The 26,018-nt window shown below is 47.8% G+C and carries 31 protein-coding genes and 1 tRNA gene; 17 read left to right on the top strand and 15 right to left on the bottom strand.

Annotated features, from left to right (window positions below):
• Nucleotides 1–29: 29 nt before the first annotated feature.
• Nucleotides 30–434: a hypothetical protein gene (locus tag MP213Fo_RS02225; protein ID WP_421090069.1), complete on the bottom strand. Its 405-nt coding sequence runs from the start codon at nt 432–434 to the stop codon at nt 30–32.
• Between the two features lie 33 nt (nt 435–467).
• Here MP213Fo_RS02225 and MP213Fo_RS02230 point away from each other — a divergent pair, with 33 nt between their 5' ends.
• Nucleotides 468–680: a hypothetical protein gene (locus MP213Fo_RS02230; protein WP_421090070.1), complete on the top strand. Its 213-nt coding sequence runs from the start codon at nt 468–470 to the stop codon at nt 678–680.
• A gap of 93 nt (nt 681–773) precedes the next feature.
• Here the strand turns inward: MP213Fo_RS02230 and MP213Fo_RS02235 are convergent, their stop codons facing one another.
• A complete protein-coding gene (locus tag MP213Fo_RS02235; protein WP_421090071.1) occupies nt 774–995 on the bottom strand; it encodes a carph-isopro domain-containing protein in 222 nt (73 codons plus the stop codon).
• A gap of 98 nt (nt 996–1,093) precedes the next feature.
• Here MP213Fo_RS02235 and MP213Fo_RS02240 point away from each other — a divergent pair, with 98 nt between their 5' ends.
• The 13 genes from MP213Fo_RS02240 to MP213Fo_RS02300 all read left to right on the top strand — a co-directional run bounded on the left by MP213Fo_RS02240 (nt 1,094) and on the right by MP213Fo_RS02300 (nt 11,520).
• Nucleotides 1,094–1,909, top strand: coding sequence for an XRE family transcriptional regulator (locus MP213Fo_RS02240; RefSeq protein ID WP_421090072.1), 816 nt, complete (start codon nt 1,094–1,096; stop codon nt 1,907–1,909).
• Nucleotides 1,910–1,930: 21 nt separating this feature from the next.
• Nucleotides 1,931–3,640: a restriction endonuclease gene (locus MP213Fo_RS02245; protein ID WP_421090073.1), complete on the top strand. Its 1,710-nt coding sequence runs from the start codon at nt 1,931–1,933 to the stop codon at nt 3,638–3,640.
• Between the two features lie 45 nt (nt 3,641–3,685).
• On the top strand, nt 3,686–4,189 hold the full coding sequence (locus tag MP213Fo_RS02250) for a hypothetical protein (RefSeq protein ID WP_421090074.1): 504 nt from the start codon (nt 3,686–3,688) through the stop codon (nt 4,187–4,189).
• A complete protein-coding gene (locus tag MP213Fo_RS02255; protein WP_421090075.1) occupies nt 4,186–5,220 on the top strand; it encodes a serine/threonine-protein kinase in 1,035 nt (344 codons plus the stop codon). The genes MP213Fo_RS02250 and MP213Fo_RS02255 overlap by 4 nt, the downstream gene beginning before the upstream one ends.
• A gap of 501 nt (nt 5,221–5,721) precedes the next feature.
• Nucleotides 5,722–5,955 (top strand): hypothetical protein, encoded by a 234-nt coding sequence (locus MP213Fo_RS02260; RefSeq protein ID WP_421090076.1) that lies wholly within the window; start codon nt 5,722–5,724, stop codon nt 5,953–5,955.
• 490 nt (nt 5,956–6,445) lie between these two features.
• Nucleotides 6,446–6,754: a hypothetical protein gene (locus tag MP213Fo_RS02265; RefSeq protein WP_421090077.1), complete on the top strand. Its 309-nt coding sequence runs from the start codon at nt 6,446–6,448 to the stop codon at nt 6,752–6,754.
• On the top strand, nt 6,754–6,963 hold the full coding sequence (locus MP213Fo_RS02270) for a hypothetical protein (protein ID WP_421090078.1): 210 nt from the start codon (nt 6,754–6,756) through the stop codon (nt 6,961–6,963). The genes MP213Fo_RS02265 and MP213Fo_RS02270 overlap by 1 nt, the downstream gene beginning before the upstream one ends.
• Before the next feature lie 86 nt (nt 6,964–7,049).
• Nucleotides 7,050–8,159, top strand: a complete 1,110-nt coding sequence (locus MP213Fo_RS02275; RefSeq protein WP_421090079.1) for a PD-(D/E)XK nuclease-like domain-containing protein — start codon at nt 7,050–7,052, stop codon at nt 8,157–8,159.
• Nucleotides 8,160–8,161: 2 nt separating this feature from the next.
• On the top strand, nt 8,162–8,851 hold the full coding sequence (locus tag MP213Fo_RS02280) for an exonuclease domain-containing protein (protein ID WP_421090080.1): 690 nt from the start codon (nt 8,162–8,164) through the stop codon (nt 8,849–8,851).
• A gap of 1 nt (nt 8,852) precedes the next feature.
• Nucleotides 8,853–9,860, top strand: coding sequence for a RecT family recombinase (locus tag MP213Fo_RS02285; protein WP_421090081.1), 1,008 nt, complete (start codon nt 8,853–8,855; stop codon nt 9,858–9,860).
• The gene (locus MP213Fo_RS02290; RefSeq protein WP_421090082.1) at nt 9,857–10,225 is read left to right on the top strand and encodes an HNH endonuclease; all 369 of its coding nucleotides are present in this window, start codon (nt 9,857–9,859) and stop codon (nt 10,223–10,225) included. The genes MP213Fo_RS02285 and MP213Fo_RS02290 overlap by 4 nt, the downstream gene beginning before the upstream one ends.
• Before the next feature lie 82 nt (nt 10,226–10,307).
• A complete protein-coding gene (locus MP213Fo_RS02295; RefSeq protein WP_421090083.1) occupies nt 10,308–10,562 on the top strand; it encodes a hypothetical protein in 255 nt (84 codons plus the stop codon).
• Entirely contained in the window at nt 10,513–11,520 is a 1,008-nt protein-coding gene (locus MP213Fo_RS02300) for a tyrosine-type recombinase/integrase (protein ID WP_421090084.1), read from the top strand. Before MP213Fo_RS02295 ends, MP213Fo_RS02300 begins: the two co-directional genes overlap by 50 nt.
• 66 nt (nt 11,521–11,586) lie before the next feature.
• Here MP213Fo_RS02300 and MP213Fo_RS02305 read toward each other — a convergent pair.
• The 3 genes from MP213Fo_RS02305 to MP213Fo_RS02315 form a co-directional block, all read right to left on the bottom strand.
• Nucleotides 11,587–11,663, bottom strand: a tRNA-Pro gene (locus MP213Fo_RS02305).
• Between the two features lie 220 nt (nt 11,664–11,883).
• A complete protein-coding gene (locus MP213Fo_RS02310) occupies nt 11,884–12,054 on the bottom strand; it encodes a hypothetical protein (RefSeq protein ID WP_421090085.1) in 171 nt (56 codons plus the stop codon).
• A gap of 333 nt (nt 12,055–12,387) precedes the next feature.
• Nucleotides 12,388–12,639, bottom strand: a complete 252-nt coding sequence (locus tag MP213Fo_RS02315; protein WP_421090086.1) for a hypothetical protein — start codon at nt 12,637–12,639, stop codon at nt 12,388–12,390.
• A 180-nt stretch (nt 12,640–12,819) separates the two neighbouring features.
• On the opposite strand from MP213Fo_RS02315, the gene MP213Fo_RS02320 reads away from it, so the two are divergent.
• Nucleotides 12,820–13,128, top strand: a complete 309-nt coding sequence (locus MP213Fo_RS02320; protein WP_421090087.1) for a hypothetical protein — start codon at nt 12,820–12,822, stop codon at nt 13,126–13,128.
• A gap of 32 nt (nt 13,129–13,160) precedes the next feature.
• On the opposite strand, the gene MP213Fo_RS02325 is transcribed toward MP213Fo_RS02320, so the two are convergent.
• From MP213Fo_RS02325 to MP213Fo_RS02335, 3 genes are read right to left on the bottom strand one after another with little or no spacing between them, the layout of a single operon-like run.
• A complete protein-coding gene (locus tag MP213Fo_RS02325) occupies nt 13,161–14,210 on the bottom strand; it encodes an HlyD family secretion protein (protein WP_421090088.1) in 1,050 nt (349 codons plus the stop codon).
• 19 nt (nt 14,211–14,229) lie between these two features.
• The gene (locus tag MP213Fo_RS02330; RefSeq protein WP_421090089.1) at nt 14,230–16,089 is read right to left on the bottom strand and encodes an MFS transporter; all 1,860 of its coding nucleotides are present in this window, start codon (nt 16,087–16,089) and stop codon (nt 14,230–14,232) included.
• Nucleotides 16,090–16,097: 8 nt separating this feature from the next.
• On the bottom strand, nt 16,098–16,541 hold the full coding sequence (locus MP213Fo_RS02335) for a MarR family winged helix-turn-helix transcriptional regulator (RefSeq protein ID WP_421090090.1): 444 nt from the start codon (nt 16,539–16,541) through the stop codon (nt 16,098–16,100).
• 257 nt (nt 16,542–16,798) lie between these two features.
• On the opposite strand from MP213Fo_RS02335, the gene MP213Fo_RS02340 reads away from it, so the two are divergent.
• Nucleotides 16,799–17,221, top strand: coding sequence for an META domain-containing protein (locus tag MP213Fo_RS02340; RefSeq protein WP_421090091.1), 423 nt, complete (start codon nt 16,799–16,801; stop codon nt 17,219–17,221).
• A gap of 588 nt (nt 17,222–17,809) precedes the next feature.
• On the opposite strand, the gene MP213Fo_RS02345 is transcribed toward MP213Fo_RS02340, so the two are convergent.
• The 6 genes from MP213Fo_RS02345 to MP213Fo_RS02370 all read right to left on the bottom strand — a co-directional run bounded on the left by MP213Fo_RS02345 (nt 17,810) and on the right by MP213Fo_RS02370 (nt 23,061).
• Nucleotides 17,810–18,331, bottom strand: coding sequence for a MerR family transcriptional regulator (locus tag MP213Fo_RS02345; RefSeq protein ID WP_421090092.1), 522 nt, complete (start codon nt 18,329–18,331; stop codon nt 17,810–17,812).
• A gap of 303 nt (nt 18,332–18,634) precedes the next feature.
• The gene (locus tag MP213Fo_RS02350; RefSeq protein WP_421090093.1) at nt 18,635–18,961 is read right to left on the bottom strand and encodes an integration host factor subunit alpha; all 327 of its coding nucleotides are present in this window, start codon (nt 18,959–18,961) and stop codon (nt 18,635–18,637) included.
• A gap of 147 nt (nt 18,962–19,108) precedes the next feature.
• Nucleotides 19,109–20,080 carry a beta-ketoacyl-ACP synthase III gene (locus MP213Fo_RS02355; RefSeq protein WP_421090094.1) on the bottom strand — a complete coding sequence of 324 codons (972 nt, stop codon included), beginning with the start codon at nt 20,078–20,080 and terminating at the stop codon, nt 19,109–19,111.
• Nucleotides 20,081–20,420: 340 nt separating this feature from the next.
• Nucleotides 20,421–21,500 carry a phosphate acyltransferase PlsX gene (plsX, locus tag MP213Fo_RS02360; protein WP_421090095.1) on the bottom strand — a complete coding sequence of 360 codons (1,080 nt, stop codon included), beginning with the start codon at nt 21,498–21,500 and terminating at the stop codon, nt 20,421–20,423.
• A 378-nt stretch (nt 21,501–21,878) separates the two neighbouring features.
• The gene (locus MP213Fo_RS02365) at nt 21,879–22,454 is read right to left on the bottom strand and encodes a YceD family protein (RefSeq protein ID WP_421090096.1); all 576 of its coding nucleotides are present in this window, start codon (nt 22,452–22,454) and stop codon (nt 21,879–21,881) included.
• A gap of 46 nt (nt 22,455–22,500) precedes the next feature.
• Nucleotides 22,501–23,061, bottom strand: a complete 561-nt coding sequence (locus MP213Fo_RS02370; RefSeq protein ID WP_421090097.1) for a ubiquinol-cytochrome C chaperone family protein — start codon at nt 23,059–23,061, stop codon at nt 22,501–22,503.
• An 89-nt stretch (nt 23,062–23,150) separates the two neighbouring features.
• On the opposite strand from MP213Fo_RS02370, the gene MP213Fo_RS02375 reads away from it, so the two are divergent.
• Complete coding sequence (locus tag MP213Fo_RS02375; RefSeq protein ID WP_421090098.1) at nt 23,151–23,663, top strand: outer membrane protein assembly factor BamE; 513 nt, start codon at nt 23,151–23,153, stop codon at nt 23,661–23,663.
• Between the two features lie 97 nt (nt 23,664–23,760).
• On the opposite strand, the gene MP213Fo_RS02380 is transcribed toward MP213Fo_RS02375, so the two are convergent.
• The gene (locus MP213Fo_RS02380; RefSeq protein WP_421090099.1) at nt 23,761–25,902 is read right to left on the bottom strand and encodes a sodium-translocating pyrophosphatase; all 2,142 of its coding nucleotides are present in this window, start codon (nt 25,900–25,902) and stop codon (nt 23,761–23,763) included.
• Between the last annotated feature and the right edge of the window lie 116 nt (nt 25,903–26,018).

Consider the following 26,018-nt stretch of genomic DNA (forward strand, 5'->3'; position numbering starts at 1 on the left):
TCTTTTTCCTTCTTATGTGTCGGAAATGCTCAATTACGAGCAGCGCCTTTTCCCATGCTCGTATGAGCAGGCTTTTGATCAACCTCATCGGGTTCCCTCAGCGACAGCCGCTCGGCTCTGTAGCGCTTCGCGGCTTCTTCATTTCGCTGGCACATGGATTCGTATGCCAGCATCAGCAACCGGTAGGTTGAACCGGCCACGTCTGTCATTTCGTGGCATCTGTAACGGAGGCGCTTGAGGTAGCTCTCCGGAACACCAGTCTTTCGCGCAACACGGTAACGAGCTGCTTCTCTGGTATCGCCCAGGCCTTTAAATTCGGCGTTCTGCAATTCTTCCGCCCAGAACTGAGCGTCTTTGAGCGCGTCATTGATGAAAGTCATGGTGGTTACCTCGGAAACATTTTTTCCGTACGCGGAAACTCTTTTGTCGGACATGCACAAACCTCATGGATAGAAAGGGTGTGTGCAGTGAACTTGTTACTCGAAAGGCTGGCTATGAAAGCACCGTCAAAACGAATGAAACGTGGATTGCCGGTGCAACTCGAACTACCGCTTTCAGAAAACGCTACGCATCTGACTTGCGGAATATACTGGTGGGAAAAAGGTGACGGTAATCGCCTGAAACCCGCCAATTCTAATGACCCGTTCGCACTGGACGATAATTTTACAGACCAGATTTGAGGCAGGTAATGAGTGGGGCTGATGCGGGGAGGAATTCGCATCAGCCCTTTTCCATGTCAGACAAGCGGGGGCAAAACTGACATGAAAGTCGCGTTAGGCATCAACGGGAGCTTGATGTGCATTTATGAAATCTGCGTACTCGACCTCTCCGCCATCTGCTGAGATAGCCTCAATAAGAGAGTTCCAATGTCCTTGTGGAATACTACCGCGATCCTTCCAGCCCTGAACTGTAGAGACTGGCTTGCCACAAGCTCTTGCAGTCTTGGTAAGACCACCCAGCTTATTTATCACAAATTCGGCAGGGGAGATTTGCATACTAAGTTCCCATACGTTTCAATTTACGTATTTGTACGCACAATACGTAACTATGTCAACGTAGAAAACGTAAACGCATTCCACGTAAGCTTGATTCCATGACCAAGCCAATATTTTCAGTTACAGATCATTTCAGAAAACTGCGTGAACGAGCTGGCTTCTCGATGGATGAGCTGGCTAAAGCCATTGGCTATGCGCGCGCATCCAGCATCCAACGCTATGAGAATGAAAACGACTTCATAAAAGAATTCATTCAAATGGATCTCGCCGCGAAACTCGTTGGACCTCTTGCTGGGCGTGGCACCCCGCCAATTGTCGACGATGAAGTATGGGCATTGTCAAATCCAGAAGCGCGCATGCGGTTGATGCAGGGTGCAAAGCGATCTTTAATATCCAGTTATGACCCAGATGAAGACTCACAGGATGGAGGCGCGTATTCTCGAGAACACTGGAAGCCACAGACAGCAGGCGCGATACCAGAGCTTGATGTTAAGCTTGGTGCCGGCAACGGAACTATTGGCGATATAATCAATTTGCCAGTCGGGGATAACAATGTATCTGGGCATCGAGTGCTTAGAGAGTGGGTAATTCCACACGAATATCTCAAAGAGTTAAATGTCTCGCCGCGCCACAGTACCATTATGGAAGTGATTGGCGACTCTATGCAGCCTACCTATCTGCCCGGCGACAAGGTGCTGATTGACCTGTCACAAGACGTTATGAACACAGATACCGTCTATGCGATCAGTTATGACGATGAACCGCCACAGATTAAGCGGTTACAGAAAATACCGTTCAGCGATCCAAAGCAGGTAAAAATCATTTCCGACAATCCAATTCTTGAAACCTTCACGGTTGAGTTGGACAGGCTGACAATCATCGGGCGCATCTGCGGACATATGGCGCGGAAATAGTTAATTGCGGGGGCCAAGTTAGTGTCAAAAATTAAAGTTTCTTCGAAATATCTTAAGTCTATCAAATTAGGTCAGATCGAAGCTAAACACAGCGCTGATGGATCGAGAATATTACGATATTATGTTAATTTTTGGCACAAAGAATTGAACCTCCACAAGGATCTTAGTGCGCCTGAGTTCTATCTACTACAAGGGAAAGTAGATGCTTTAATGTCCGACTGGGACAAAAAGTACGAAACATACCTTACAAAAACAAAGCTTTTTGCTAGCAAAGAGGAAGCTGAAACTGCAACAGTTGAAGCACAATCTCAGCTAGATCGGCTGAGCCAAATTCTTGGTCACACATTAAGCGTTGATGATCGTGTCGAGTGGGAATCGTTAAAAAAGAAAGAGACCTACAAGAGAAAATCATTCTCAACACCATCCCCAAAACTAGTTAAATATCATAAACCTGAAAAGCGATGGCCGGAGATCAGCATATGGGATCGATTGTTTAGAAAAGCCAAGCAAAAATTAGCCGTGGCCAATGAGCAACATATCGCAGCTCTCAATAAATGGGACGAGAATAACTTAGTTGCGTTCAAAAAGCATGAAGCTGATACTAATACTTGGATGCAGTTGAAAGAGCGTTTTGAAACAGCCGAAACGCACGCTAAAAATACTTTTGATCAAGAACAACAAGTATATAACGCTAAGATCGATCAGTTGGCAGATGGCGTATCAAAAGGCGATACTAACTCTGTAATTGAGCATGCGTCTCTTGTTCTAGAGTTTTCTGACTATGACGATCTTTTTGAGAAATCATATCAAATTGAGTATCAGTCAGAAGATAAAATACTCCTCGTACAATACGAACTTCCATCGCCGGATAAAATACCGACTTTAAAACAAGTTCGTTTTGTCGCCAGCACCCGCGAAATGAAAGAAACACACATTTCTGATCGCGAGAAAAAAAGCAATTTCGATGCTGTCTGCTATCAAATCTGCTTACGTACAATACATGAGTTGTTTGAAGCTGATGAGAATGAGAATATCCAGAAAATTCTCTTCAACGGCACGACGACTTATATTGATCGCACAACAGGTCAAGATACTACCGCTTGTATTATGTCCGTTCTTGTTGATCGTGATAAGTTCATGAGCATCGATTTGGGGCGTATTGACCCCAAAGCATGTTTCAAAAATTTAAAAGGCGTCTCTGCGGCTTCGCTCGCATCTCTAGCTGCGATTCCACCCGTAATTGATATGAACAAAGATGACCGGCGCTTTATTGATGGTAGAAATACAATCGATGGTATCGATTACGCAACCAACTTAGCTGCAATGGACTGGAACGATTTCGAGCATCTTGTTCGGGAGCTGTTTGAAAAGGAATTTGCCTCACGCGGTGGAGAAGTAAAGGTGACCCAATCTAGCAGTGATGGAGGAGTGGATGCTGTGGCATTCGATCCTGACCCGATTACAGGTGGAAAAATTGTAATCCAAGCAAAACGGTATACGAGAACTGTAGGCGTTTCTGCCGTTCGAGACCTCTTTGGTACAATGCAGCACGAAGGTGCATCACGCGGCGTTCTCATAACTACAGCAGACTATGGACCGGATGCATACAAGTTTGCATCCGGAAAACCAATTACACTTTTCTCAGGCTCAAACCTTCTTCACCTCTTAGAAAAGCATGGCTACAACGCAAAAATTGATATCCGTGAAGCTCGAGAAACTATGTATTCATAGGCAAGAACTGCTGATTTATTCAAATAACAACCCGGGGGCGGGTAAGTGGGGAATATTACTAATGGTGAAAAAATCATGATGGTGCGATGGCTTGGAGTTTCCGTTTCCGGAGAAAAAGCAATTATCGTTGACGCAAGCGTTCCTGAAAATGAAAGTGAGCCAATTACTATAAATAATGACTTCACTTTGTCCTTGCAGAAAGGCGACAAGGCAGAAGCCTATGCCACTCTCCATAGTGAATTAGCAGATTATGCGCGTGAACAAAATATAACTGCGTCAGTTGTTAAAGCCAGCGCTGTTTCTCAACAAGGACGACCAACACTGGCACATTTTCACTCTGCTGAATTACGTGGAGTTGTTATCGCTGCCTTAGCCTCCGTGTGCGAGACTAAAGCCGTAGCGAAAGCAACTATGAGCAAAAACATAGGGGAGCGCAATGTTGACGACTATGCGAGAGACGCCGGATTCTGGAATGAGAATTTTGAAGGGGGCGTGAGGGCAGGAAGCAAAGAAGCTGCTTTTTGTATCCTCACTCAGTGCAGAAAATGACAGGAATTCAAGCAACGCTACAAATTGGGGAAGAAATTGGACGTGGTCACTTTGGTCGTGTTCATATAGGAAGCGATGCTATTCGCGAACGTCTTGCTATCAAAATCATGGAGCAGCGCGAAGACGAAGATCAAGAATATTGGACTGCCAGAAAAAATGGCCTGATCGCTGAGGGGAATTCTCTTCAGCGTGCTACCCATAAAAACATAGTACATGTACATTATGTAACGCATGCGCTAGCTGGTGATGGTGTGCATTTGGTGATGGAATATTGTGAAGGCGGGTCGCTCGAGCCACATTACAAAACGGGGCCAATGTTAGCCTCAAAAGTGCGTAAAATTGGCAAAGATGTCAGCCTAGGGCTAGCCTCACTTCATGATCGCGGCATGATCCATAGAGATATCAAGCCTGCAAACATCCTACTTAATGAACGAAATATAGCAAAAGTCAGTGACTTCGGTCTAGTTACGGATGATATAGTAGATGGATACGCTGAGGGAGCGGGTTACAGAGACCATCTTGCACCGGAATACTATGAAGACCGCGTATGTAGTATCAAAAGTGACATTTGGGCTCATGGCGTCACGCTATATCGGCTTCTCCATGGTCATGACTGGTATTCAACCCAAGTTCCACCTCGGTACGTCGTATCCAACGGTGGTTTTGCTAACTCCCTCAAATGGTTGCCGCATGTGAGTGACACATGGCGCAGAGTTATTCGTAGAATGTTATGCGATGACCCACATGGTCGTCCCAATGATATGCGTGTTGTTTCTCGCTTATTGGGGGCTATCGATATCACAGACTCGTGGTCCTGCGAAAATACAGTTAATCAGATAACATGGATTAGGCTTCACAAGACGCGTGTCCAGACTGTGAGGCTACTACGACATTCTGAACGAGTGTACTCATGGGAATCAGTCAGTGACCCTGCCTCCGGAGTCGGACGCTCAAGAAAAATGGGCGGCACGAAACGAATAGGTTATATACAAGCAGAAAAAGAGTTACGCGCTTTTTTTAACGCGAATTAAATGTGAAATTGGAACGATATAAGCACCGTCATCAGTGTTAGCAAATTTAGCGTTTGAAAAGGCCTTTTTCGCATTGATCCGACGTTCTGAGCTACATTCCCCACAATAAAGGCCTGGAGAAAAATCAGTGAATGGCCCCTTAAAAGGCCGTTCACAATAAGCGCATGCTCGTAAAATAAATTTTCTCATAATCATACCAACTCCCCCGCGCATGGAACATAGCACGAACTAGTTAACAATCAATTCAATTTGTATTTCAAGTAGAACGTGGGAACTAAATCTCAATGCAAAACATGCACCGTACTGGGCGTAAACTTATGTAACTGGTTGGCGGAACTTGGCCACCAAAAAAGCAATAACCGTACAAATATCCGTGTCGCATCAATTCATTAGCAGATTAATTTAAACCTAAATTTTATGTAACTCACTACCATGGATGCTACAAAGATAAACATCCATGGTAAGCTGCTCCGGCGGGGTTACTTTTGCAGATAATAATCCATGCTATTCTTCGACATGGACAAATTCCCACCTCTCAAGGATTTTTGTCATAACGATCGCATCTATTTCCGCATCAAGAATGCGCTTTGGAAAGCAAACGGTTATGGATATTGGCCGCCAAGTGACTGGGAACCGGAAATCGATGATTTTCGATCCCTCGACGCAAAAATGATTAGCGGTATGGGCTCAGTTTCTTTAAAAATTCTCAGAGCATGGGTTGCTGAAAACGATTGAGTTTTAGCTCGTATATGTTTTATTCTTAAACCTTGAATATATTATAACCTATTGTTTTTACTGTATTTGAACTTGATTTAAGGGAGGGAAGAAAGCAAAGACCCCCCTACCCCCAGAAAGACAAAAGCCCTCCTAAAGGTGGGGAGTCGTATGCCTCAGACTTGAACCGTCATATCGGTCGGTCGATCTGGCAGGATACCTTTCAGTATTCCATCCTCTGTTTCTGGCAGCACCGTAGGATTTACGACCCCCGCGCTTGTGGCTGCACCAGCAAAGGGAATTGCACCCTCGTCACCACTGAATTTTTGCCAACACATGAAGCGCCGACGACCCTGTGTTTACGCTTGATGCGTACGCTCGTCAATTAATTTTACGTACAATTCGTATATTTTACTTGCATATACGTTTATTGCGTATACATTGAACCCATCAAACGACGACACGAAGAGGCCAACCGCGCTGATCTGTCGGTAACGATGGAGTGAAATCTATGAACGCCGCACTGCAAACCACATTTGGAAATTTGACTGTAGCACTGGCAGAGCTTGCACAGCCTGCAACCCTTCACGATGCCTGCAGTCAGATTGATCGCGGCGTTCACACACTAACCACCCTGAACGTTTTGATGAACTGTAAACCAGAGGATGAACTGATTTCAGTTATTCGCCGTCTGGATACATATATCCGCCGCCAGAAACTGGCCGCAGAACAGCATCATTGGTCATTCGACCCGATCCGTCTTGCTGCGTTTCAACAGCAGCGTAACAAGCTGGCTGCTTTTCTCAGAGGTTCAATCTGATGGAAGCTCCCCGCAACCACAAAATCAAATTCATCAATGACTTTGGCTCGAATGCTTTTCGTGATGCGGTTATCGCAGCCTTAAGCCGTCATGGTGCCGACTGGTTCACTGATGAGCAAATTTCAGATCTCACCACACAACAGGTTTCAGACTGGCGCGATACAGCGTGCCGGAATCGACGGAACCGCAAAACTCATAAGGCTGCGTAAATGTCAGGATTTCTTGAAGATCTCGCAGCACTGGCAGCAATCATTGCCTTTGTAACCACTTTCCTCGTGTATGTCGGAGCCTGAGCATGGATATGCAGTCTATTGGAAATATTGCCAACAAGGTCGTACAGGAAGCCGCTGAAAAGGCTGGTTTTACTGAACATCCGGACGGAATATATTTCGGCATGTCCGATGCCATTTATCATGCGGATAAAGCGATCGGCTCAACTGGCTTGAAAAAGCTCATCGGCAATGCGCCCGACTTCTGGTGGGCAAGCTGGATGAATCCCGCCCGTGATGAGAATGACGATACGCCGGCCAAAATTTTCGGCCGTCAATTACATCTTTGTGTTCTGGAAGGTCGAGATAAATTTACCGCTAGATACGCACCCGAACCAATCTCTGACAATTATCAGGGCTGCTTGAAAACCACTGACGATCTTCGTGATTTTCTATCTCGAAAGAAAGCATCCAAATCAGGATCAAAAGTAGAGTTGATAACTCGAGCCAAACAATTTCCTGACTGCCCTACAATATTTGATGAAGTGCTCACTCTCGCTCAAAAAACCGGCAAAGAACTTATCAAGTTCAAAGACTATGCAAAAATCCTTGCCGCATCGGCCTTCATCAAAGCGAATACGACACTTTCCAACGCCTTTGAAGGTGGTCAGCCGGAAGTGTCCGTATTCTGGACGGTTGATGATGTACGGTTCAAAGCACGGTTTGACTGCCTTAAACTTAACGCGATTACTGACCTGAAATCCATTGCCAACCGCAATGATAAGGAATTTGCGAAAGCCTGCCGCGATGCAGTGGCGAGTTATGATTACATCATTTCCGCAGAGCATTACACCGAAGGTCGACGCCAGCTTAAACGCCTGCTTGATGAAGGCCGCGTGTTCGGCTCTCATGATCCGGAATGGCTGAAAAAAGTCGCGGCAAATGAGGTTTTCGCTTTTGTCTTTGTGTTTTGGCAGAAAGACGGCGCTCCGATTTCCCACGGCATCAAGCTTTCTCCGGGCAACCCACTATTCAGTTATGCCCGTAGTTTGATCACACAGGCAGTCACCAATTACCGCGTATACATGGCCGAGTTCGGAACCGATACAGCTTGGGTGCCGTCCACTCCACTTGAAGAATTAGACGAAACCGATCTGCCGGTCTGGTACCAGCAGCGCCTTATGACAGGATCTTAATCATGAAAATTAGAGTTATTGACCTTGAAACAACCGGCCTTCCAGAGGATCAGACCAAAGGTATATGTGAAATTGGCTGGACTGATGTTCACAAGGATTGTTCAATTCACGGGCCATACTCCACCCTAGTTAATCCGGGGCACCCAATACCACCAGTTACCCGTGCAGTGCATCACATTTCAGATGCTGATGTAGCCCATGCCATATCGCCAGATACTGCATGTGGCGTATTGATGGATGGTATGGAGCCGGGCGATGTGTTCGCTGCTCATAACGCCAAATTCGAACGGTCATTCTTTGGCGGTGGTAGTCATGATTGGATTTGTACAATGCAGTGCGCTAAGCACCTGCTCACAGATGCTCCGGGACATTCCAATCAAGTTCTGCGCTATCACCTCAAGATTGATAATGAAGATGGTTTTTCCTTCGATGCTGCTATGCCGCCTCATCGGGCCGGTCCTGACACATTCGTTACTGCATATATATTACGGCGCTTGATTCTTGCCTCCAGTGTATCCGAGCTAATCCGTCTGACTTCTGCACCAGTTATTTTACAAACAATCACCTTTGGAAAACATCGGGGGATGAAATGGGCTGACTTGCCGCCCGACTATCTCAACTGGATTGCGACAAAGTCTGATCTCGGCGTCGATGAAAAGCATACTGCTCGTCATCTTCTTGAAAGTCGCTAATATGAACCAGATAGAACCAGCACAAAAACGCTCTCTCGTAGACAGCATGGCATCCCGTTACGACATGGAGCCTGCAGCGTTCGTTTCAGCTATCAAGGCGACCGTGATCAAAGGTGATTGCTCAAACGAGCAGTTTGCAGCTTTCCTGATGGTTGCCAAGGAATACAAGCTCAACCCTCTTACAAAAGAGATTTACGCATTTCCTGATCGTGGTGGCATTCAGCCTATTGTCTCCATTGACGGCTGGATGAACCTGATCAACTCGCACCCGCAATTCGACGGAATGGAGTTTCAAGACACCACAAGCGAGGATGGAAAGCTATATTCAGTCGAATGCCGGATTTACCGCAAGGATCGTACACGTCCAGTATCGGTGATCGAATATATGTCTGAATGCTTTCGTCCAACTGAACCATGGAAGAAATGGCCTAATCGCATGCTGCGCCATAAGGCTGCCATTCAGGCTGCTCGTTATGCATTTGGTTTTTCCGGCATCATGGAGCCCGACGAATACGACCGGATGAAAGACGTTTCACCACGTCCGGCCACAGTGATTGCCGACCCACTATGCGATGATCCTATCAACGTGCAGGAAACAGTCACTGTTGACGGGGAAGTCATCGACGAAACTCCCGAATGCAACGATCAAAAAACAATGGCTGCGGAATCCCCATCTGCAGCCACTGTCGAGGGTGATGAACAATCCCCATCGAGCACCACCCTCGAAACTCAAAGCTCTGCCATGCACCTTACAGGCACGGATAAGGCATCATTGAAAGAACTGATCATCCGGCTAAAGTCTGCAATTGGCGATGATCCGGATATTATCAAGACGACAGCACATTCATTTAATGCTGCGGGCTTTGAACTATCTGATTACGCAAAATCGAAAGCGCGGACAATTACCAAGCATTTCATCAACGTCTGTACTGGAGAACTGGAGGCCACTGATGCAATCGCACTGGCATGCGGTATAGCGCAAATTGACGAAGCGGAGGTGGTGCCATGAGCAAGCGCATTGAATTTACCCGAAAAGATAAAGCCAAAATCATCGCACGTGCAAACCACAAATGTGAAAAATGCTCTGCAATGCTCAAAACTGGTGAAGGCGAAGTGGATCACATTCTGCCGTGCGCACTCGGCGGTGAAGCAACGGTAGCCAATGGCCGCCTACTCTGTCGAGTGTGCCACGCTGAAAAGACTGCTGACGATATAAAGCGGATCAGAAAATCTGATCGGCAGCGTGACAAAGCCACCGGTGCGGTTCGCCCGAAATCAGCACTCTCCAGCCATAAGCAGCCCAAAGCCCCGTCGTCAAAAATCACACCACCCCGTCGGTCACTTTACGAACCGGTACAGGAGCGCCAGATATGACCCGCCTCAGCGACACAACTCAAGCCTCACACAGCGCACCTGTTAACGAAGACCGCGCAGCCTTGGCGCAAGGAGGTGGGGAGTGACAGTAAAAGCCACAATCACGCAATCAGACCTTGATCGCATGGCAATCATTTCAACCAAAAGAAATGTGCCTATTGAGATGAGGGATGAACGCGGCAGAGTGTTCCGTGTTTACCCGACCGTCGACGATTTGAAAAATGAAAACACCATTGACCCTGATCTCGCATATGGTGGCAATAGCTTAGAGGACTGGAGAAAGCGCCGTGAAGGTCGATCTGCCCGGAGTACATCGAGTAAAAAAGCGTCTGGCTAATGGCACCGTCCAGTATTATTTTTATGCGTGGCGCGGTGGGCCACGCATCACGGCGAAACCAAACACTCAAGCATTTGTTTCTGAATTTCTAAAGCTATCCCGCAATAGAGAAGATGCCCCATTTGAGGGGAGACTTTCAGAAATCATTCGGGACTATATGCGCTCCCCTGCTTTCCAAACGTTGAAGCCATCTACAAAAGAAGGTTACGAGATAGCCATAAGGGGCATCGAGGCCGAGTTTTACGACATGCCTTCGCGTAAAATATCCGCGGCAGGAACCCGAACACTATTCTTACAATGGCGTGATGAAATAGCAGAGAAGCACCCGCGCAAAGCAGACCTATTTATGAGTATTTTGCAGCGCATTCTTGCTTTTGCCTATGATCGGGAAATGATAACCCGTCACCCGCTTGAAAAGGTAGAGAAGGTCAGTAACGGCACAAGACGCGAGATGATTTGGTCTGATGAAGAAATTGCTGTATTTAAACAGTCAGCGTCAGAGCCGCTTATTCGAGCGCTTATGCTGGCGCTCTGGACGGGACAACGCCAAGGGGACTTATTAAAACTCACTTGGTCAGCGTATGACGGAAACTCCCTTACTCTTAGACAAGGTAAAACAGGTGCTCATATCCGCATGAAAGTGGCATCTGAGTTAAAACATACGCTGGACAATGTACAAAGAGCGCATGCGGTCACCATTCTAACCAACAATCAGGGGAAGCCATGGGCGTCAGGCTTCAAATCTTCTTGGCGAAAAGCCCTCGAGAAGGCTGACATTAAAGGAAAAACGTTTCACGATCTGCGCGGAACATTTGTAACACTCGCGTATCGCAATGGAGCATCCATAAAGGAAATTGCCGAAGTGTCCGGACACTCTGAAAAAGACGCTGAAAGCATCATCAGAAAGCACTATCTTGTATCAAGTGCAGCCGTTGAAAAGATCGAAAACAGAACGTGAACTGTAAACTGTTCTGAAAACTGTAAACCAGCCATGCATCAACTGCTTGCTAAGTCGTTGAAATCATGGTCGGAGCGAGAGGATTCGAACCTCCGACCCCTTGACCCCCAGTCAAGTGCGCTACCTAGCTGCGCTACGCTCCGAACACACAAAAGCCTTAGAATATAAAGACTTTTCTGGCAAGGGGTTTAAAGGTCAGAAAAGAGCTGGTCATACAGAAATGCATTGCCTCGCATCACTCCGAACTAAAAGCCCAGACATAAACCTACTTTATGATCACCCAATGAGGCTATCTCATCAGGCAAGGCCTCAAGCGGTCCAGATGCATTTTAACCCTTCAACAGCGAAATCGGTTATTTATTGTCATTGAGCCTGTGAGGTCGCTCCGCTTAATTCGCTCTTCATCTTCTCTTCTTCTGCTTTTCTCACCTTCTCTTCTTTATCTTTATCGTAGTGCCATTTGATGGCAAAAAACATTGCTATGCCTAATACGACAAGTTTGAACACACCAAAAACTATAGGAACCCAATCCATTTTATAAATACTTCCATGCTGCTATCTGTTGCGGAGAGCCCTAGAGCGGGTAACGTTCAGGCTGGATCGCAGCGCTCGCTCTGGATTTTAGAGTTTTCGCATTGTCATACCTATCAAGTTGATTCAACTTGATAGAGAAATGCTCTAGCAGAACAGTTCGGATTAAACAGCTCATTTTTTCTGATCACGCTTTGGTGAAAAGATAAGCCCCATCTTCCAGCCCCCTCCGTGCGCATTTTGGGTATAGCGTTTTTCCCATAAGCGTGTTGCGCCATAATATCCAGGAGGCTTCCGTAATTGAAGCATAGAATATATAAGCTTTCGGCAAGAGCTTTAATTATCGCTCATACGCTGCTGTTTTTTCTTCTTCTGAGTGCCCATTTCAATCTGAGCCAGAGCCATATCGACCAATCTTCTGTGATCAGTAACGCCCTTGGTAAATTCAGCCAGCAACAAAGCCGTCAGCTCTTTTCTTTCAGCGCTGTCTTTAGAAATTTCTACGGCCTTACAGACCTGATCCATAACTTTATCAACAACTGAAGCGGGATTTGGCTGAGCCTCGGTGTTTTTCTCGTAGATAATCATTTTTAATATCCTTCGCGCCGTCAGGCATTGCGAAGCAATCTAAATCCGGCGCGTTACCACGCTATCAGCAAAGTTGAATTGCCCCTAATCATTATCGGCTACGCTATTAATCAGGTTTTCAGCACCAGAATTTAATGACACATTGCTACCAGCAATCTAAACACCGGAGAGTTTGATTAAATGCGCAATTCAACGTTAACATCTGCCATCGCCGCACTGGTGCTCATAGCCATGAGTTCAGCATCACTTGCAGCGCTCGCGCCTAATTATCAAAGAGCCAATGAGTTTATTGCTGTTATCAATGCAGCCGCAGGCGCGTTGCCACAGCAACCAATTACCAAGGTTATTTATCAAAAAGACGATCAATATCAGGTGGTCGCCGGCAAATGCTCAGTCCAGGCCACACTGGTAACACTGGCCAGCAAGCCCGGCTTTGTAGGCCCGCGCCAGTTTGATGTAAAACTGGGTACACCCCGCTGTAAAAAGTAGCTTCCACATGGTTTAACAACCGTGCGAAGGTTTTATGATCCCGCAGTGTCTGTAGTGTCAATCTTAACAACCACCGACATGCCGGGTGCCAATCTTTCAGCCTGCGCCTGCCCTGCATCAATACTGATGCGCACCGGCAAACGCTGTGTAACTTTAATAAAGTTGCCCGACGCGTTATCTGCCTTCAACACGCTGAATTCAGAGCCCGTAGCCGGTGAAAAGGCCTCGATGTGGCCGGTCAGTTTTTGGCTTTGCAATGCGTCCACCGTGAATGTAACCGGCATGCCAAGTTTCATAGCATGGAGCTGCGTTTCTTTAAAATTGGCAACAATCCATTTTTTATCCGGCACCAATGCGCTGAGCTGCGCGCCAATATTCACATATTGACCTGATTTGGCACCAATCTCACCCAAGCGGCCATCCTGCGGTGCCAGGATTTTCGTATTGCTGAGATCAATTTTTGCCAGATCAACCGCTGCCTCGGCATTGGTTACCGCAGCCTCAAGAGAATGGCGCTTCACAATGATAGAGCGCACATCCTGTTTGTTCACATCAAGCGCGGCCTCGGCCTGTCTGACCGCCCCACGTGCCTGCTCCAATGCCGATAAGGACTGATCTTCATTGCTCTGGGTCATCACGCCACTTTTGCGCAGAGGCAAAACACGCCTATAATTGGCCTCTGCCACAGTCAAAGCGGCCTGTGCACTCTTCAAAACGGCATCAGCCGAGCGTGTACGCGCCTCAGCCACAAGACGATCCTGCTCAGAATTTGCCAGCGCCGCCTTTTGTGTTTCCAGCATTGCATTTGCCTGCTTCAGCTTCTGCTCATAAATACGATCATCAAGCACAAACAACACATCACCTTTTTTGACCTGCACATAATCACGCTCCGGCACATGGGTTATATAGCCTGCCAGCTGAGGGCTGATCATCGTTACCTGCCCGCGCACATAGGCATTCTCGGTTATTTCTACAGAAGAGCGAAATGGCGGTAATTGCCATGCATAGAGAATAAACAAAACGCCACAAAAGCCGATTGCCAGAATAAAAATGGTTGCTGAATTACGAAAAATCTTCTGCATCTTAGTACTTTCAATAAAATTAGTTTACAGGCTGCTGGCTCAATGCTGCAGGCCGGCTGCGGCCAAACTGCCAAAGCTTGACCACAGCAGGCAAAACCAGCCTGCGACCAATGAGGACAACCAAAGCCGTGGCAGCAAGTGCTGCAACCAGCAGGAATAAATCATTATAGGACAGCACTGTTGCCTCCCGCACTGCCTGCTGCGCCAGCAAGGCAACGCCTTCGGCTTGCACATAGACAGGATCTGTCAGTACTTTAGAGGTTGAAGCTGCAAGCTGGGCAATCCGCTGCGCCACCAAAGGATCACTGAGTACAATCTGGTCATAGAGCCCGCGCAAATGAAATTGCTGGCGCCAGGTGACAAAACTGCCGAACACTGCGGAGCCGAACAATCCGCCGATACTTTGCGTGAAAATAAACACCACGATAAAGCTGGTGATATAAGCGGGACCGTTTTTTAACGCGCTCATCAGCCCTGCAGCCATAGCTGGCGGCAAGAACAAGGCACCACCAAAGGAAATCATCCCCTGACTGAGATACATCATCTCCGGTCGCGTCAGATTATTGGCATGACCATCCATGAAGGCACCACAGATAATCAATAATAGTGCTACGGAATAGATGATGGTTTCACGTCCAGGGCGTATAACCATGGCGCACACAATACCACCAGCAAATGAGGCGGTAATCAGCACCCAATAGAGGCCGGTACTTTGCTCATTATAAACCCCAAGCGCCTGAAACAGCCCCGTTGCACCAGCCGTCTGCTCAGACAACACCACACGAAACACCAACAACATGCCTGCAAAAGTCAGAGTCTGGCGGCTTGTGAGCCATCGGATATTGATCAGCGGGTTCTCACGGTTAAACTCGATCGCTGCGGCAATGGCCAATGCGCCAAAGGCGATGGCCAGACACATGCCTATCCATGGCGCTTCAAACCACCAGTAAATACGCCCCACTACCAGCATCATTGCCAGCAGACCAAAGCCGACAGCAATCAGCGGGTAGCTAATGAAATCAAGTTTTTCGAGCACTTTTTGATGTGGTATAGGGGTCAGTTTAAGCGTACACACGGTGGCGAAGCATAGCATGGCGAGCCCGATTTCAAGCATATAGAGCTGCTGCCACAAACCAAGATCTAGCAGATGTGGCGAGATTATGCGCGCCAATGGTGCACCCAGCGTGGTGCAGGTCAGCGCAAGACACAGCCCCCAGCTCATCTTTTTACTCGGTGGAAACGCCTCCAGCATATAGAAAAAGCCAAGTGTTGACATTGGCGACGCTGCAGCACCGGAAAAGAACCGCACAATCAGCGCCGAGTTCAAATCATGGATAAACCAGTGTAGCGAGGTGGCAAAAACAAAGGCCAACAGCCCGATTTCAGTAAAACGCCGCAATCCGTATTGGGTACGAATCTTCATCAAAAACAGAGTCAGACTGACATTCGGTGCCATATAGGCGGCAAGCAGCCACGTGGTTTCAGCGGTTGTTGCCCCAAGCCCGCCTTGTAATTGCGGAATATTGACCGCAACCATATTCATGCCAATGCCTTGCGTAATCCACATTAATAGCGAGGCGCAGACAAATGCGGCAGACAGCAGAAACGGCTTTGTTGGCTGTAGCGGTGTAACAGGTGCCGCAGGAGTTTCCTTTGGCACGTGCTCTGACACATCCTCTGTAGATTCTTGTGGTTGCGGGGCAGAAACAACCTTTTCATGCTGCCCAAGTGCAGCTCTGTCTTTTTGCTGTTCGGTAATCGGCGGGGAAAACGGCTCAGTTGCACCCTGATGCCCGCTCTGCCCCGCTGCAAGCTCTTTTTCAGCATCATCGTGAAGCAGAGACTGTTCACCCGCTAATTTTGTTATGTTTTCTGGCATGATATGAACTAACTGATTGCTTCCATGTTTTTCAAAATGATACGCAATATGCGTATCCCCTCATCAAGATCCTGCTCGGATAAATCCTGAAGAACACGGATGCGCAGATGCTCGGCGACCTGCTGTAACTCGGCAACCTGCTCATGGGCATTGTCTGCCAGCTCGATATGTTTGGCGCGTCTGTCATCTTCTGCAACACGGCGTGTGACCATGCCTTGCTTTTCAAGCCCATCCAGCAAACGCACCAATGTGGGTGTTTCAATTTCCAGAGCAGCTGCCAGTTCTGTCTGGGTCATGCATTTGTTTTTAGATAGCAAAAACAATGTCCGCGCCCGTGGCAGCGTCATGTCATGCTCTTTGGCAAAGGCATCAAACAGAGTGCGCAACTTGCGCCCTGCCACCGACATATCGGTCAGTAAATCTGCACGTTTTTCGGATAATGAGTTTTTCATAAGTACACATATAAATAGGTAGCTAACCATTAACAAGGCATATATTTTACTTTCTTCATTATTATAATATTATAGGGTTGGATTATAAGATTGGCCTATATGATTTGTATAAGCCTTGTATTGCAGCTGGTATGCGGCATTTTCATCGAAAACCATCCCAGCCCGGCTCTTTATTTTTATGCATTATCGTCAATGTCCAACGACCTACTTTAACTGCAACTGCGAAATGCCTCGATACAGTCAAGCGGAGAGCAAATATGCCATTAAAAACAAAGAAACTGATCACTACCGTAGCGATCACGACCGGCCTTATTCTGGGCAGCATGTCTGCGTCTTTTGCCGCACAAAAAGACATTTACGGCAATTGGTTTGTCGAGCGGATTCAGGGCCACAAACTTAAAGGCAAAGTGCAATCCACACTCGATATCGCTGATGACGGCAAGATTTCCGGCACCGGTGGCTGTAATCGCTATATGGGCAATCTGGTGATTAATGGAGAAAAAATTACCGTTCAGCCGGTTGGCGGCACCATGATGGCCTGCCCGCCGCCTATGATGCAGCAGGATGATAAATTTCATGCGGCACTGCGTCTGGTGACAAGCTGGAAAATCAACAAAGACAAACTGGTGCTGATTGACGCCAAAAATCGTGAAGTTCTGCGCCTAAACCGCGCTGGATAAAGCATTTCACGGTCAAACCGGATCAGTTTGACGTCCGTGACAATGCGCCAAGCAAAGACTTTAAAGCGGGTTGCAATGCCAATTGAGGCTAATCCCCCTCAATATGCATCAATAAAAAACACGGGTCGATTTCAGCCCGTGTTTTTTATTGCGTAATACTTAATGTAAAACGGATCTAGAGCATTTCGTAGTCCAATGGAATCATTGGCGGCCACGATAATGCGTAAAAACAATAACTTAGAGCGGATTGCATGATCCAATTTAAACGTAAACCGCTCTAGAGCGGGTAACGATTAGGTTGAATCGTAGCGCTCGCTCTAGTTTCAAGATTTATCGCATTGTCATAGCTATCAAGTTGATGCAACTTAATAGTGAAATGCTCTAGAGCGGGTAACGATCAGGTTGAATCGTAGCGCTCGCTCCAGATTTTAGAGTTTCGCATTATTATACCTATCAAGTTGATGCAACTTGATAGTGAAATGCTCTAGAGCGGGTAACATTCTGGTTGGATCGCAGCGCTCGCTCTAGATTCAAGATTTATCGCATTGTCATAGCTATCAAGTTAATGCAACTTGATAGTGAAATGCTCTAGCGCATCTGATCAAGCAGGCGCTTGCATTCCAGCAAATCAAACAAAGCTTCCTGCAGCAATGTGCGATTATCCTTATTGAGGCGTTTATTATCCGCCCCCATCGGCCCTTCTTCGTCACCGCGCAACAGTCCGAACAATTTACGACCGCCGCCAGCCTGCCGCTCTTCGGGATCATAATCATCAATTGCAGCATCCTGTGCTGCCACAGCCTGCTTCTGGCGGGTAATCGCCTCAACAGCTGCCACATCACCATTGCCAAGCGCAATGATAAACTGCGCATTATTCTCGCGCAGCAAACGCTGCACACCCTTAATAGTGTAGCCCTGATCATAGAGCAGATGACGGATACCTTTGAGCAGATCCACATCCTGCGGACGATAGTAACGACGGCCACCGCCGCGTTTCATCGGTTTGATTTGTGTGAAGCGTGTCTCCCAGAATCGCAGCACATGTTGCGGCAGATCCAGATCTTCCGCTACCTCACTGATCGTCTTAAACGCATCAGGACTTTTATTCATGTACTGCCCCTTTCCGGTCGTAAAGGAGTATCACTCAAACGATACTAAACTGCTGATGAATCATATTATGTACGAAAACAAGACAATAACTGCGATATCACACAAGAAAACCCTTTATCCTATTATCAGGAATGAAAGCGCGATCTTGTTCAGCTGCGTTTTGTTTCAGCTTCCGCAATGATTCTAACTCTAATCAATCATAAAGCAAAATTAACAGGCTGCATAATGCCCGTCACAAAGATACAATAAAAAAACACCGGCCACATGTGCAGCCGGCGCTTACTTAACTGGAAAAGCATAAAATCAGCTTTTAGGCTTTTTGCCCTGACGCACAAGATGCTGATCCAGAATGCGCTGCTTGAGCACATTGGATGCCTTGAAGGTCATCACCCGACGAGGAAGAATGGGTACTTCTTCACCGGTTTTAGGGTTGCGTCCTATGCGCTCATTCTTGTCGCGCACCTGAAATGTTGCAAAGGATGAAAGTTTAACAGTTTCACCATTCACAATGGCATCACAGACTTCGTCAAGAATCATTTCAACAAGCGATGCAGATTCAGTTCGCGAAAGCCCTACCTTACGATAGACAGCCTCAGCCAGATCGGCACGCGTGACAGTCTTACCCCCCATGATGAACCTACTCGGCTAGCGTTAAAGGTGATAATCTCTTGTATGTGCAACAGGTTACACAGATGCAGCGCCGATGGTCAAGCAGACTTTTGTCTGATTTTTATATTCTTTTGAACTGAAATCCTATTGAAATGGTTTTATTGAGCACTACCAGCGCAATAAAACCGCTCCCCAGGTAAAGCCGCCACCCATTGCTTCAAGCAAAACAAGATCACCTTTTTTGATGCGACCATCACTCACAGCTGCTTCCAGCGCCAAAGGCACAGAGGCTGCAGAGGTGTTGCCGTGCTGATCAACGGTGATCACCACCTTATGCTCGGCAATATTGAGTTTTTTGGCCGAAGCATCAATAATCCGCTTATTCGCCTGATGCGGCACGAACCAGTCGATATCTTCAGCTGTCAAGCCGGTGGTGGCAAAAGACGCCTCGATCACATCTGTGATCATACCCACTGCATGTTTGAAAACTTCACGGCCTTCCATGCGCAGATGACCTGTTGTCTGGGTTGTGGAGGGGCCGCCATCGACATAAAGCTTCTGTTTATGCGACCCGTCTGAGCGCAGATTAGCGGTCAGCACGCCGCGATCAGAGGTCAGGCCGTTGCCCTCACCCGCTTCCAGAATAATTGCGCCTGCACCATCACCGAACAACACGCAGGTCGTGCGGTCTTTCCAGTCGAGAATACGCGAAAATGTTTCACTGCCGATAACCAGCACACGCTTAGCCATACCACCCTTGATATACATATCAGCTGTGCTGACAGCATAAACAAAGCCGCTGCACACGGCTTGCATATCAAAGGCAAAACCATGCTTCATACCCAGCTCGTTTTGAATTTCAACAGCACTGGCAGGGAATGTGTGGTTTGGCGTGGAGGTTGCCAGAATGATCAGATCAATATCATCCACTGTCAGGCCGGCATTATCCAATGCAGCCTGTGCTGCTTTGGTGCCAAGAGAAACAGTGGTTTCATTTTCATTAGCAATATAACGCTGACGAATGCCGGTGCGCTGGACGATCCACTCGTCGGATGTTTCAACAACACCCTCCAATTCAGCATTTTTCACGGCACGTTCCGGTTTCGCCGCACCAATGCCCTTAACGATGGATCTGATCATCAATAATTTCCTGTCTCATATATCCGGCATCAGGCAACCTGCAGCTGCTTTGGAAATGCCAATAATTTTTATTTTGAATTGCACTGCAACAACCAGATCTTATCCGATCTGTCAAAGCACTCTCAGTTAAGAGCAGCAATATTCAAGCCATAACCCAAGTCATTTACAAGTCATATATTGTCAGCCACGCTTATTGCAAGGCTGCCAGCAATCCGCAGCAAAGGTTGCCAGTAACCCGCAGCTGAACGCAATTCTTAAGTGGCAGAAATCCGTCTCGCACCTTTGCCTCAACTGCTGTAACCATTCATATAAGACAAAATTACGACACTAAATCCGGGCCTTATGCTTGCGGGTTATCAGCACCCGTCTCAGTTGCTGAGGCCGCTTCCAATTCTGCTGCATTGTAATGACTGTAGAACTTGGTCAAATCCGCATCGATCTTCTGTAAAAGACCATTACGCACCATGTCATAGCCAACCTCAATCGCCGAGCAGAAGCCCTCTGCATTCGCACCGCCATGGCTTTTAATCACCACGCCGTTGAGACCAAGAAAGACACCGCCATTGACCTTGTTCGGATCCATTTTATCGCGCAAACGGTCAAAGGCACCCTTTGCAAGAATATAACCAATCCGCGCCATCCATGTGCGGTTCATTGCACCGCGTAAATAGGCTGCGATCTGCTTGACAGTACCTTCAGCGGTTTTAAGCGCGATATTACCGGCAAACCCTTCAGTGACCACAACATCAACCACACCCCTGCCGATGTCATTACCTTCAACAAAACCGGTATATTCAAAACCCGGATGCGGCGTTGCGCGTAAAGCAGCGCCTGCCTCTTTAATAGCGTCGAGCCCTTTTACTTCCTCAACGCCGATATTCAGCAGCCCCACAGTCGGTCGCTCAATCTCGAACAAAGCGCGCGCCATACCAGCGCCCATAACCGAATAATCAAGCAATTGACGGGCATCGGCACCAATACTGGCCCCTACATCCAAAACAATGCTGTCGCCGCGCGCTGTAGGCCAAATCGCAGCTATTGCAGGCCGTTCAATACTGGCCATCATCCGCAGGCAAAATTTGGCCATTGCCATCAATGCGCCGGTATTTCCGGCTGAAATACAAACATCTGCCTCGCCGTTTTTAACGGCTTCAATTGCCTGCCACATCGAGGATTTGCCACGGCCATTGCGCAATGCCTGACTTGGCTTTTCATCCATTTGTACTGCGGTTTCACTGAAATGCAGTTGAGAGGCAGCTTTTAACTTAGGATATTTATCTAAAAAGGGTTCGACCTGACCGGCCAGACCATAAAAAACAAACCGAATGTCCGGGTGACGCTCCAGCGCATTCGCCGCAGCGGGGATAACAACCTCAGGGCCGAAATCGCCCCCCATAGCGTCAATAGAAATTGTGACCACTTGATCGTCCTATACCGGTCCTACAACCATACGGGTTTACCATAAGAACTTGTTTGCCCGGCATGATTTTACACATATCCGGCAACCAAGAAGGTCGCTTGAATATATTGATGCCATAAATTTTGCAGGATAGCAGCTTGTCAGGTTTATCCATCTGCCGCAATAAATACACGCCAGAACAGCAACCCGCTTCACCACACCCTGCACTGAATTCCGCAAAATAGCCTTTTTGCCTGTCCGCACAACTTAAATTTATTTTTATAACGTAACCACCGTTACACCAACTTGCCGCATTCACAACATGCTTTTGAATATAAAGCACTTTATAGGCTGTGCATATTGATATTTCATATTGTGAATGCGGGTTGAAAACAGGCTTTATTTTTTGTCGCGTAGCTTTGAAAGACCGGCAAAAGGCGAATCCGGCTTGATGATTTCTTCGTCTTCTTCGTCTTCATCCGCGATGATTTCAATATAATCCACATCACTTTTGCGCGGATAAGGATCAATTGCCAGTTCAAAAAATTCTTCGATCACAGCCCATATATCGATCACATCGCCAGTGAAAGTTTCAGGAATATCCGGCCCTTCAGCATCGATCAACATCTCACCGCTCTCATCAAGGCGGATACGTGCCAAACGCGAGTGTTCCGGCACAAAGATTGTATCCAGATCTTCACTAACCATAGCATTAATCGGCTCAAGGGTCGCAATACAGGTCTGGGTGATCTGTGCTTCAATATGACCGCGCACTTTAACGCCGTCTTTTTTCCACTGTGTAATCAGAATATCGGCACTAAAACTATGCACTGATTGCAGCTCATGATTTTGCGCTAAAAGTGCACGTTCTTTTTCATTGGCTTCAATCTTAAGAGGAATACCCTTTGTCGGCACATGCGCTACCGAAACCGGATAGCTGAGCCCTGCACCTTCCGGCTCCGTATGTTTCGTCATTTTATATCCATCTCTGTTTGTTCAGTCTTTGGGCGGTTTATATTCTCTAAAATACAAAGCTGCCATCAAGGAAATTATTATCGGGCTGCGCACGCAAATGGTCTCTGGTCTGCATAACATATAGCGCCAAAGCTTGAGCATGCTCCCAGCTTGCACCCGAGCCAGCCTGATCAGAGTTCAGGTCATTGCTCAGTTCTGGGCGCACATTGCGCGTTAAGGCCACAGCCAGCTCCTGCACATCATCTTTGTCCAGAGCATGCTCATAGCTCAACACGCGGCCATAATACATACGTGCGAGTTTTTTCATGCGCTTTGGAATACCGGGGTCACCAATGCCAAGCTCGCGCAGGGAATGGTCGACATCCTTGAAAAACTCTTCAGCTATGGCCTGTGTCAGGCCTTTCAGTGCGCTATCCTCAGATTTCAGCCTGTGCATGAACAAAAACACATGCACTGAGAGCATTTCATAGCGGCCAATCGGCGTATCTGGCACAAGAAACTCAGCATAGAAGCGCTTTTGTCGTGCTGCTGCCACGATTTTTTCATACACGCTGAGTGTAATTGCTTCATTTACTCTGGATTTGCGCCTTAATAAATTAAGAATCATTGTTTAACGCCCATGCTTTTGTTGCATCCGGATGCAAGGTGGTTTACCCAAGTTCATCTGGATACGGAAGTACCGTTGGGATATTGGCTATGGAGATGTCGTCGTTGCAGCGTATTTTCGCAAAAAACCGCAGCAGAAGCTTGCTTGTTACAGGCGCAGTCGTGCTCTTTTCGCTCGGGCTGGCCGGTTGTAACACCGCAAGCACGCTCAATCCTTCAGAAACTTTGAATGAAGGCTACATCCTTGATGAACAGGCGCTTGATTCTGTGCCGGTGGGTTCCAGCCGTGAGCAGGTTCTGCTGACGCTTGGCACACCATCAACTACAGCAACTTTCGATAATGAAGTATTTTATTATATTTCGCAAAAACGTTATCGTGCTGCACAGTTCATGACACCTAAGATCATTGATCGCCGCATTCTTGCTGTTTATTTCAACAAGGATGGCAAAGTTTCACAAATCGCGCAGTATGGCATGCAGGACGGTAAGGTCTTCGACTTCATCTCCCGCACCACCCCTACCGGCGGTAAGGATCAAAGCTTTATCGGACAGCTTATTCAGGGTGTTGGCAAGATGCCGACATCTTTGCCGGGCTCGATATAAGTTCAGACAGTTTAACTGTTCCAAAAATATTAAAACGCCGCTGCGGATTTCCCCAGCGGCGTTTTTGTTTCTATAGCACTTTTGTTTCTTGATGTATTTACTGATGCGCCAGCACAGCCAGCAGTAACAATGCTACGATATTGGTGATCTTAATCGCCGGATTAACCGCAGGACCTGCAGTATCCTTATAAGGATCGCCAACCGTATCACCGGTGATCGAGGCTTTATGCGCTTCAGAACCCTTCATATGCTTCACACCATCTGCATCGGTGAAACCATCTTCAAAGCTCTTTTTGGCATTATCCCAAGCGCCACCGCCCGATGTCATGGAAATGGCAACAAACAAACCATTGACAATCACCCCGAGCAAAGATGCGCCCAGCGCCGCAAAGGCCGATGCCTTGGAGCCCGAAATCAGCAAGACGCCGAAATATACCACTAGTGGCGCCAAGACCGGCAGCAGCGAGGGTATAATCATCTCACGAATGGCAGCCTTGGTCAGAATATCCACTGCACGGGCATAATCAGGCCGCTCGGTGCCATCCATAATGCCAGGCTTTTCGCGGAACTGGCGGCGCACTTCCTGCACCACTGCGCCTGCAGCGCGCCCCACGGCAGTCATGGCTATACCGCCGAACAGATACGGAATAAGCCCGCCAAAGATCAGCCCTGCCACCACATAGGGGTTAGACAGGTCAAAGGAGACCGGCCCCATATCAGCAAAATACGGATAGCTCTGACTATTAGCCGCAAAATAAGCCAGATCATTGGAATAGGCTGCAAACAGCACCAATGCACCCAAGCCCGCTGAGCCAATGGCATAGCCCTTGGTAACCGCTTTGGTGGTATTACCAACGGCATCCAACGCATCGGTTGCCTTGCGTACTTCCGGATCAAGTCCGGCCATCTCCGCAATACCGCCGGCATTGTCGGTGACAGGGCCAAAAGCATCCAGCGCCACAATCATGCCGGCAATGCCGAGCATGGCAGTAACCGCAATAGCAGTGCCGAACAGGCCAGCCAGCTGATAGGTGGTGATAATGCCAAACACAATAACAATCGCAGGCAGTGCGGTTGATTCTAACGAGACAGCCAGCCCCTGAATAACATTGGTACCGTGGCCGCTGACTGAGGCCTGCGCTATCGAATTGACCGGACGCTTATTGGTACCAGTATAATATTCAGTAATCACCACGATCAGACCGGTTACAACCAGCCCGATCAGCCCGCAGATAAACAGATTGGCACCGGTGATGCTCATACTGGAAACAATACCGATCTCGCCCCAGCCAATTGTCATTGTGGTTGCAAGAGCAAGTCCCGCCACTGAAAGCACTCCAGTGGCGATCAGACCTTTATACAGCGCCCCCATGATCGAATTATTGGTGCCGAGGCGCACAAAGAAGGTTCCGGCGATAGATGTGAGGATACACAGGCCGCAAATTGCCAGCGGAAAAAGGATAATAACAGGCAACAACGCACTGCCGGCAAAGAAAATAGCGGCAAGAACCATAGTGGCAACCACAGTGACCGCATAAGTTTCAAACAAATCTGCGGCCATACCGGCACAATCGCCAACATTATCGCCGACATTATCGGCAATGGTTGCTGGATTGCGCGGGTCATCCTCCGGTATACCGGCCTCGACCTTACCAACCAGATCGCCGCCGACATCTGCCCCTTTGGTAAAAATACCGCCACCGAGACGGGCAAAAATAGAAATCAGCGAAGCGCCGAAGCCCAGAGCCACCAGCGCGTCAATCACCACACGGTCACCCGGAGCATAGCCCATACCAGCGGTCAGAAATGTATAATATCCGGCCACGCCGAGCAGTGCCAAGCCCGCAACCAGCAGGCCGGTAACAGCGCCGGCGCGGAATGCGATCTCCAACCCACCTGCAAGGCTCAAGCTTGCGGCCTGTGCGGTACGCACATTGGCACGTACAGAAACATGCATACCGATAAATCCGGCCAGACCGGATAAAACCGCCCCGACAAGAAATCCAAAAGCGGCATAGGCTGCGAGCAGCCACCATGTGATCGCAAAAACCACCACCCCGACGACAAAAATGGTCATATATTGCCGTGTCAGATAGGCTTGCGCGCCCTCACGGATTGCTTCTGCAATCTCTTGCATCCGCGCATTACCGGCATCTGCTGCCAATACAGAACGAATAGCCCATGCGGCATAAACCAATGCCAGCACACCGCAAATAAGAATGAGTATGAGAACTGCCATGCGACCTCCCCTTTTATAAGCCCTGCACAATTGTGCGGATCATCACAATAACGGAGAGAGGCGTGGAACAAGGCACAGCATTATTTTAAAGCGCCAGATGCGCTTCACTCTATGCT

Origin of the sequence: Pseudochrobactrum mosebachae, assembly GCF_048914685.1 — a bacterium.
Lineage (GTDB): Bacteria > Pseudomonadota > Alphaproteobacteria > Rhizobiales > Rhizobiaceae > Pseudochrobactrum.

Excerpts from the sequence above, each read along its gene's own strand:
- MP213Fo_RS02275 (WP_421090079.1), top strand. The coding sequence starts at position 7,050 with ATGGATATGCAGTCTATTGGAAATATTGCCAACAAGGTCGTACAGGAA.
- MP213Fo_RS02350 (WP_421090093.1), bottom strand. The coding sequence starts at position 18,961 with ATGGGGGGTAAGACTGTCACGCGTGCCGATCTGGCTGAGGCTGTCTAT.
- MP213Fo_RS02290 (WP_421090082.1), top strand. The coding sequence starts at position 9,857 with ATGAGCAAGCGCATTGAATTTACCCGAAAAGATAAAGCCAAAATCATC.
- MP213Fo_RS02255 (WP_421090075.1), top strand. The coding sequence starts at position 4,186 with ATGACAGGAATTCAAGCAACGCTACAAATTGGGGAAGAAATTGGACGT.
- MP213Fo_RS02310 (WP_421090085.1), bottom strand. The coding sequence starts at position 12,054 with ATGGATTGGGTTCCTATAGTTTTTGGTGTGTTCAAACTTGTCGTATTA.
- MP213Fo_RS02365 (WP_421090096.1), bottom strand. The coding sequence starts at position 22,454 with ATGACGAAACATACGGAGCCGGAAGGTGCAGGGCTCAGCTATCCGGTT.
- MP213Fo_RS02355 (WP_421090094.1), bottom strand. The coding sequence starts at position 20,080 with ATGATCAGATCCATCGTTAAGGGCATTGGTGCGGCGAAACCGGAACGT.
- MP213Fo_RS02330 (WP_421090089.1), bottom strand. The coding sequence starts at position 16,089 with ATGCCAGAAAACATAACAAAATTAGCGGGTGAACAGTCTCTGCTTCAC.
- MP213Fo_RS02235 (WP_421090071.1), bottom strand. The coding sequence starts at position 995 with ATGCAAATCTCCCCTGCCGAATTTGTGATAAATAAGCTGGGTGGTCTT.
- MP213Fo_RS02345 (WP_421090092.1), bottom strand. The coding sequence starts at position 18,331 with ATGAATAAAAGTCCTGATGCGTTTAAGACGATCAGTGAGGTAGCGGAA.
- MP213Fo_RS02370 (WP_421090097.1), bottom strand. The coding sequence starts at position 23,061 with ATGATTCTTAATTTATTAAGGCGCAAATCCAGAGTAAATGAAGCAATT.
- MP213Fo_RS02270 (WP_421090078.1), top strand. The coding sequence starts at position 6,754 with ATGGAAGCTCCCCGCAACCACAAAATCAAATTCATCAATGACTTTGGC.
- MP213Fo_RS02380 (WP_421090099.1), bottom strand. The coding sequence starts at position 25,902 with ATGGCAGTTCTCATACTCATTCTTATTTGCGGTGTGCTGGCATTGGTT.
- MP213Fo_RS02265 (WP_421090077.1), top strand. The coding sequence starts at position 6,446 with ATGAACGCCGCACTGCAAACCACATTTGGAAATTTGACTGTAGCACTG.
- MP213Fo_RS02260 (WP_421090076.1), top strand. The coding sequence starts at position 5,722 with ATGCTATTCTTCGACATGGACAAATTCCCACCTCTCAAGGATTTTTGT.
- MP213Fo_RS02375 (WP_421090098.1), top strand. The coding sequence starts at position 23,151 with ATGGAGATGTCGTCGTTGCAGCGTATTTTCGCAAAAAACCGCAGCAGA.
- MP213Fo_RS02335 (WP_421090090.1), bottom strand. The coding sequence starts at position 16,541 with ATGAAAAACTCATTATCCGAAAAACGTGCAGATTTACTGACCGATATG.
- MP213Fo_RS02285 (WP_421090081.1), top strand. The coding sequence starts at position 8,853 with ATGAACCAGATAGAACCAGCACAAAAACGCTCTCTCGTAGACAGCATG.
- MP213Fo_RS02325 (WP_421090088.1), bottom strand. The coding sequence starts at position 14,210 with ATGCAGAAGATTTTTCGTAATTCAGCAACCATTTTTATTCTGGCAATC.
- MP213Fo_RS02320 (WP_421090087.1), top strand. The coding sequence starts at position 12,820 with ATGCGCAATTCAACGTTAACATCTGCCATCGCCGCACTGGTGCTCATA.
- MP213Fo_RS02225 (WP_421090069.1), bottom strand. The coding sequence starts at position 434 with ATGTCCGACAAAAGAGTTTCCGCGTACGGAAAAAATGTTTCCGAGGTA.
- MP213Fo_RS02240 (WP_421090072.1), top strand. The coding sequence starts at position 1,094 with ATGACCAAGCCAATATTTTCAGTTACAGATCATTTCAGAAAACTGCGT.
- MP213Fo_RS02280 (WP_421090080.1), top strand. The coding sequence starts at position 8,162 with ATGAAAATTAGAGTTATTGACCTTGAAACAACCGGCCTTCCAGAGGAT.
- MP213Fo_RS02340 (WP_421090091.1), top strand. The coding sequence starts at position 16,799 with ATGCCATTAAAAACAAAGAAACTGATCACTACCGTAGCGATCACGACC.
- MP213Fo_RS02315 (WP_421090086.1), bottom strand. The coding sequence starts at position 12,639 with ATGATTATCTACGAGAAAAACACCGAGGCTCAGCCAAATCCCGCTTCA.